The organism is bacterium (genome assembly GCA_026398675.1).
In the GTDB taxonomy this organism is placed as follows: domain Bacteria; phylum RBG-13-66-14; class RBG-13-66-14; order RBG-13-66-14; family RBG-13-66-14; genus RBG-13-66-14.
In genome coordinates, this window is record JAPLSK010000329.1 from 1 (window position 1) to 6,219 (window position 6,219).

At 63.7% G+C, this 6,219-nt stretch carries 7 protein-coding genes; 4 read left to right on the forward strand and 3 right to left on the reverse strand.

Annotated features, from left to right (window positions below; genetic code table 11):
• Both NTW26_09595 and NTW26_09600 read right to left on the reverse strand, forming a co-directional pair.
• Positions 1-274, reverse strand: a 274-nt coding sequence (locus NTW26_09595; protein ID MCX7022506.1) for a hypothetical protein, incomplete at its 3' end; no start/stop codon positions are given.
• A 3-nt stretch (positions 275-277) separates the two neighbouring features.
• Entirely contained in the window at positions 278-979 is a 702-nt protein-coding gene (locus NTW26_09600; protein ID MCX7022507.1) for an alpha/beta fold hydrolase, read from the reverse strand.
• Positions 980-1,238: 259 nt separating this feature from the next.
• Here NTW26_09600 and NTW26_09605 point away from each other — a divergent pair, with 259 nt between their 5' ends.
• From NTW26_09605 to NTW26_09615, 3 genes are all read left to right on the forward strand, one after another.
• Positions 1,239-1,745: a DUF151 domain-containing protein gene (locus NTW26_09605; protein MCX7022508.1), complete on the forward strand. Its 507-nt coding sequence runs from the start codon at positions 1,239-1,241 to the stop codon at positions 1,743-1,745.
• A 242-nt stretch (positions 1,746-1,987) separates the two neighbouring features.
• Positions 1,988-2,374 (forward strand): hypothetical protein, encoded by a 387-nt coding sequence (locus NTW26_09610; GenBank protein MCX7022509.1) that lies wholly within the window; start codon positions 1,988-1,990, stop codon positions 2,372-2,374.
• A 48-nt stretch (positions 2,375-2,422) separates the two neighbouring features.
• Positions 2,423-3,517: a hypothetical protein gene (locus tag NTW26_09615; protein ID MCX7022510.1), complete on the forward strand. Its 1,095-nt coding sequence runs from the start codon at positions 2,423-2,425 to the stop codon at positions 3,515-3,517.
• Between the two features lie 294 nt (positions 3,518-3,811).
• Here NTW26_09615 and NTW26_09620 read toward each other — a convergent pair whose 3' ends face one another.
• Positions 3,812-4,645, reverse strand: coding sequence for a sigma-70 family RNA polymerase sigma factor (locus NTW26_09620; protein MCX7022511.1), 834 nt, complete (start codon positions 4,643-4,645; stop codon positions 3,812-3,814).
• Between the two features lie 331 nt (positions 4,646-4,976).
• Here NTW26_09620 and NTW26_09625 point away from each other — a divergent pair, with 331 nt between their 5' ends.
• Positions 4,977-5,678, forward strand: coding sequence for a DUF1080 domain-containing protein (locus tag NTW26_09625; protein ID MCX7022512.1), 702 nt, complete (start codon positions 4,977-4,979; stop codon positions 5,676-5,678).
• The last annotated feature ends 541 nt before the right edge of the window (positions 5,679-6,219 follow it).

Sequence of the window (6,219 nt, forward strand, 5' to 3'; positions counted from 1 at the left end):
CGGCGTAGTCCAGGCGCCAGGGGACGAGGAGCCTCTCGGTGGCCTCCAGCTTGAGTCGGCCGCGGTGACCTCCGCCCCGCAGCCGCTTGCGGACGGCCAGCATGGCCTCGCCGGAGTTCAGGCCCCCGACCACCGCGAAGGTCGGCGCGCCCTCGATGTAGTGGGCGTAGGCGGCCCCGCAGTGCCGGCAGACCAGGGCGCCCCCGAAGAGGTCGCCGTGACCCGGGCGGCCGCAGGCCGGGCAGCGGTAGAGGACTGTCAGTCGGGAAATCAACGGTTATTCGGAGAGCCGCTTCTCCAGCCAGTCGGCGATTAACGCGCGCACCTCGGGCCGGGAGACGAACAGGTACGTCCCGTGACCGCCGGAGGGGTAGATTTTAAGCTCGGGGTCGGATAGCAGCCCGCCCAGCGTGCTGACGCTCCGGGCCGAGTAGTCGTCGTCCACGGCCGCGACGAGGAGGGCCGGGCGCTCGCCGTAATCCGTCGCGTACTCCCCGGGCCGCACCCCGTGGAAGTCCGAGCCCGGGCTGAGCATGATCACGCCGGTCACCCGATCGTCCCCGGCGGCCTCGATGAGGGCCAGGTTGGCGCCGATGCTGGCCCCGATAAGGAAATACTTGCCGGAAACCTGCTCCGCGAGGTAGTCCAGGGCCGCCCGGATGTCCTTCGCGCAGCCGAGCCATTCCTCGGTCTCGAAGTTCTTATAGTCGAGGCCGCCGAGGGCCGACTGGCCGTGGCCGCGCAGGTCCAGGGCCACCACGTCGAGCCCCTTGTGCGGCCCAGCATGTGGATCAGCACCACCCCCCCGCGCGGAGGCGAGCCCTCCACATTCAAAAACTCCAGCGTCACCGTCACCCCGTCGGAGGTGACCCGCTGGGCCACCGACCCGCCCAGGACCGCCGGCGGCGCATCGGCGCCCTCGGTCCCGGCGTCGCCGACCGTCAGGTCCGACCCGCCCGGTCCCTCCTCGCCAGAGCAGGCGGGGAGCGCGACCAGAACGAACACGAACAGCAGCGCGGCCATCCTCTTCATCGCACGCCTCCCGGATTTTCCCGACCCTTTATCCTACCACATCCGGCCCCCGCCCGGTACACGCCCGGCCCCTGGCGTCGGGCGCGCAAAAGCGGTATGATGATGTACTGGAATCGGCACAGAGCAGGGCACGCGGCGCCAACTCAACGATGTATAAAAAAGCCACATCGCGACTACGTGTCCAGCTTCAAGCTGGTGGAGGAGAGATGCGGTTCATCCTCGCGCTCGCCCTGGCGACGTTCGTCTTCCCCGCCCTGGCCCAGGATTACGCCGAGGAGGATCTGCGGGAGATGGAGGTCACCGACGTCCTTCTGGACACGACGACCGGCTCGACGAGCCTGGTAATGAAAGAAGTGGACGGGGAGCGGATGATCGTGATGGGCATCGGCCCGGCGGAGGCCACCGCCATCGCCGCGGCCCTGGAGAATTTCAGCTTCGACCGGCCCCAGACCCACGACCTGCTGGTGCGGGTGATACTCACCCTGGGCGCGGACCTGAAGCGGGCGATCATCACCCAGCTCCTGGAGGGGGCGTACTACGCGCGGCTGGAGCTGGTCCGGGACGGGGAGGTGCTGGCGGTTGACTGCCGACCGTCGGACGCCGCGGCCATGGCGCTGCGGTTCGGGGCGCCCATCTACGCCACCGAGCTGGTTTTGAAGCAGGCCTGGGAGTCCTACGAGGTAGAGAACCCCGAGGCGACGGAGGGCATCTGAGCCGGGGAGAGGACGACTTGGACGCAAAGCCCCATCGGGGGCTTTTTTTCACGCGCCGGCCGGGGGGTCGGGCAGGAGCGAGCGGACCCGTTCCCGGCCGGCCCTTACGAGCCCACGACGGCGAATGAATGTAGGGCGGGGATTTTACGCCCCACCGCTTTTTTCTCCACGGCCCTTGCCAACCCCCCAGATTTGGACTATAATAAACTTAGCTTCGAAAAACTCCAAACGTAGGGGGAAAAATGCGCAAGTCGTTGATACTCGGGGGGGCGGTGGTAGTAATCCTTTTCGCCGCCTTGACCGCCTGCTCGGACAGCCTGTCCACGGGGGCTGACAACCCCTTAGCGGATCGGGACACTTATACGGTTTCCGGCACGGTTTACCTTGGGGGATATGGGCATACCGCCACCGTCGGGCTTCGGCACATGTACACGTCCCCCTTCACCGATTACATCGAAGAGACAACCGCCTCACAATCCGGCCATTACGAACTCCCTTTAGGCAATTTGGACTCGGGCTGGTATGCCTGCGACGCATGGTTCCAGACCTACAGTGGATCCAGTACCCAATTCTACTGGGACAGTAATAATCCCCATTATTTTTACAACTACAACATCTACATGGAATAATTCGAGTAGCCCGTAGGTGGTTGCTCGGTTTTTTAGGGAGGTACAGGGATGAAAACCATTGTAGTTGGGGTTATCCTGGCCGTCTCGGCGTGCCTGGCGGGCAACGCCGTATCCATCGGGCCCGAGACGTCTTCGGAGTACAACGCCCAGTGGAACCTTTTCCGGCAGGGCGAGGTCCGTTGCGACCGCGTGGGTCAGAACTGTTACGGCTGCAACGACGACACCACCTTGTATTACACGGGGACAGCTATCAACCTGGCTGGCTACGACGGCGTTAGGATGAACATCGTTTACATGCAGGATGCGGCCGACGACGGCGACTACTGCCAGCTCTGGCTCGCCGGCGAGGATCACTACTACTACAATTTGGTTCACACCTTCGAGAACAGCGAAGACGTGTGCAGCCTAGATTTAATGCTCGACGGCTACTACGGTGTGAGGGACTTGGGAATAAAGTTCGAGTGGGTCTCCGACGGGAGCGGGGTGGACCGGGGCTTTCGCGTGTATTCCATCGCAATAACCGGCGTAAGTTGGGGTGAAGGCGACTACACGACTATCTTCACCTGGGATGCGTCCGACGACGTCACCGGTCACCAGTCCATCGGTATAGACTGGATGCTGTTCCACGCCAACATGAACTGCCTATCCTACAAGTATACGGCCGACGCGGACAGCCAAGGCTGGTGGGCCATAGACAACGTGCAGCTCATGGCGGACGGGGAGAGCGTCCTGCCCCTGCAGGGCGGAGGTTACGGCATCGAGGAATTCGAGAACGGAGGCTGGTACCAGGATAGGCACGGCCTTCCCGGCGGGTGGGAGACGGATTCCGACCACCGCACCGGGGACATGTACAGCCTGAACTGGCAGTGCGACTCCGCCGCGCACTCCGGCTGGCAGTACGAGGCCGAGACCATTACGCCCTGGGTTGCGTTAAGCGGCGCCAATGAGGTAGGCGTTGATTTCGACACCTGGTTCCACCCGGTGGGGGCCGGCGAGTCCGCGTCACTCGGCCTATACGGATCTGGATCCTATGAGCGTACGATGTATTTGGAGTTTTTCGACGATTTTAAGGACTGGCACACTTTCGATTACGGTTCGAACGTGACCGAGACATCCTGGGGGGCCATCAAGGCGGGCTTCTAACCGGCGACGGTTGACGTAGGGGCGGGTGTCCACACCCGCCCGCGGTTAAAATACCAAATACAACGGGCGACCGTGGACGGTCGCCCCTACGGGGAATTGAGGTATTCGATATGTAGGGCGGGGATTCCTATCCCTGCCGCTTTTACGCTCCCACCCTCGACCCTCACCCTAGCCCTCTCCCTAGAAGGGAGAGGGGACCGCTGCACACCTCACCCCGGCCCATCCGCCCCAGGGGTCGAAAGGCATCGCTCACCAAAAAAGGGCCCCGAAGGGCCCCAAGTTGATAATCCGGCCTCAGTTCAAGAGGTTGACCAGCTCCGAGTGCTGCTTGCGGAGCTTGCGCAGGGCCGAGAGCTCCACCTGGCGGATGGTCTCCGTGGAGAAGCCGAGCTGGTCGCCGGTGTCGGCCAAGGAATGCCGCTCGCCGTCCACGAAGCCGTAGCGGATGAGGAGTACGCGGCGCTCGCGCTCGGTCAGCTCGCCCAGGGCCTTCTTGAGGGAGTTCTTCAACAGGTACTCGTGCCAGAGGTCCCCGGGGGCCAGGAGCTCGTCGTCGGAGAGGGTCTCCATCATGGGGTTGGAGTAGTTGCCGTAGGCGCCGTCGAGGGAGAGGGCGCCGGAGGCCAGGTTCATAAGCTCCTCGACCCGCTTCCGGGACATGCGGGCCTTGGCGGCGATGGCGATGGCGTCGGGCTCCTCGCCGTTCTCGGATTGGAGCTCCTCCTTGGCGCGCAGGATGCGCTTTATCTGCCGGTCCTTGTCGAAGGGGATGCGCACGGTGCGGCGCTTGTTTACGATGGCCCGCTCGACGGCCTGGCGGATCCACCAGGTGGCGTAGGTGGAAAAGCAGGTGCCCATGGTGGGGTCGAAACCCTCGGCCGCGCGGATCAGGCCGATGTTGCCCTCCTGGATGAGGTCCTGCATGGGAAGTCCGCGGTCGCAGTAACGCTTCGCGATGGAGATGACGAGGCGCAGGTTGTTGCGGATAATCTCGTCCCGGGTGCTTTCTCCCCTCTCCTCGGTCTCATCTATGAGGTCCACGAGCTCCTGCCGATTGAGTACCCTGTGCTTCCCGGCCTGATCAAGGTAGGCCCGTAGGCTGGAATCCTCTGTGTCGGCGTACTTCATGCTCTGGGTTTCCTCCCAAAATGGCTCTAAGCCGTTTGACTTATTAAAGCAACTACCGTGCCACGGGGTCGCCGGGCGGGGTGATGATCCGCAGGTCGTTGATTACCAGTCGGTATCGGCCAAGAACCCCGCGGCGCGTCCCCCGAAACGACTCCAAATCGTGCAGTTTTGTGCACTGTGTCAACGGTCACATCTGTATACAGGAATGCACAGGAGCGAGGTTGCCGCAAAACGCCTCCCGAGCTATAATGCCTTTCGCGGTCGTTGACAGTATACGCCCGCGAAGAACGAACGTTCCCCCAGGCACCGCCATTAAAAAAACGGGGAAGCGATGAAAAAAAGCGCTCTACTCCGGCTGCTGCCCGTCCTTGCGCTCCTGGCCTGCAACACGGGCACCGAACCCGAGGGCGTCCTCTTCTCCGACGATTTCTCCGGCCACTCCGACGGCAGCTTCCCCGACGGCTGGACGCAGTTCGACCTGCTCCTGCACGACGACTCGCCGCCCGGGCTCTGGTACGTCCAGGATGGGGAGCTCGTGGAGGCCAACGACACCTGGGGCGGCTACAACGACCCCGACTGGTACTACCAGGAGGGGACGGTCGTATTGGCCGGCGACGAGAACTGGGGAGACTACCGCCTCACCGTGGACGTCACCCCGGCCGTCACCGGGGGACTGGCTATTTACTGCCGGACCACGGTGGACGCCAACCAGCGGCTGGAGTACTACCGGGTCTTCATCACCAACGACGAGGCTTACGGCGGCCCCTTCTGGCGGCTGGACCACCGCGGCGGGCTCGAGTACACCGTCCTCAAACGTAAAGACGATGTGGGCTACATCCCCGGGGAGACCTTCCGCGTCATCATCGAGGTCACGGGCAACCTCGTCCGCGTCTACTCCGGCCACCGGGGCAACCTGGTGCTGGAGTGGGACGGCGGAGAGGGCTACAGCTACTGCCACACGGGAGAAATCGCGCTGATGGCCTTCCGCAACCCCGGCATCGCCTTCGACAACGTCCTGATCGAGGAGCTGTAGGCGGGGGGCGTTATTCGTTTGCGTGGGTATTCACACCCGTTCGGTGACACCTAATGTAGGGCGGGGATTTTAATCCCCGCCGCTTTACCCCTCTCCCTAGCCCTCCCCCCAGAGGGGGGAGGGGATAGACAACCCTCACCCCGGCCCGGAGGCGCACCTCTCCTAAACGTAGGGCGGGGATTCCTATCCCCGCCGCTTTCACGCTCCCATACTCGACCCTCACCCCATCCCTCTCCCTGGAAGGGAGAGGGGGCCGACGGCAGCCCTCACCCCGGCCCATAGGCGCACCTCTCCTAAACGTAGGGCGGGGATTTGCCAGGGGCATAGCTCGCTTAGCTCGGTTCCTATCCCCGCCGCTTTCACGCTCCCATACTCGACCCTCACCCCATCCCGTAGGCGAGCCTCTCCCTGGAAGGGAGAGGGGGCCGACGGCAGCCCTCACCCCGACCCATAGGCGGCCCTCACACCGGCCCAACCCGCGTCAGCGGACCTTGAGCACCTCCAGAATCTTGTCCCGGACCACCCTCGGCTCGAAGGGCTT

Bases quoted from the DNA above. Each gene is read 5' to 3' on its own strand.
- NTW26_09620 (MCX7022511.1), bottom strand. From the start codon at position 4,645: ATGAAGTACGCCGACACAGAGGATTCCAGCCTACGGGCCTACCTTGAT.
- NTW26_09605 (MCX7022508.1), top strand. From the start codon at position 1,239: ATGCGGTTCATCCTCGCGCTCGCCCTGGCGACGTTCGTCTTCCCCGCC.
- NTW26_09625 (MCX7022512.1), top strand. From the start codon at position 4,977: ATGAAAAAAAGCGCTCTACTCCGGCTGCTGCCCGTCCTTGCGCTCCTG.
- NTW26_09615 (MCX7022510.1), top strand. From the start codon at position 2,423: ATGAAAACCATTGTAGTTGGGGTTATCCTGGCCGTCTCGGCGTGCCTG.
- NTW26_09610 (MCX7022509.1), top strand. From the start codon at position 1,988: ATGCGCAAGTCGTTGATACTCGGGGGGGCGGTGGTAGTAATCCTTTTC.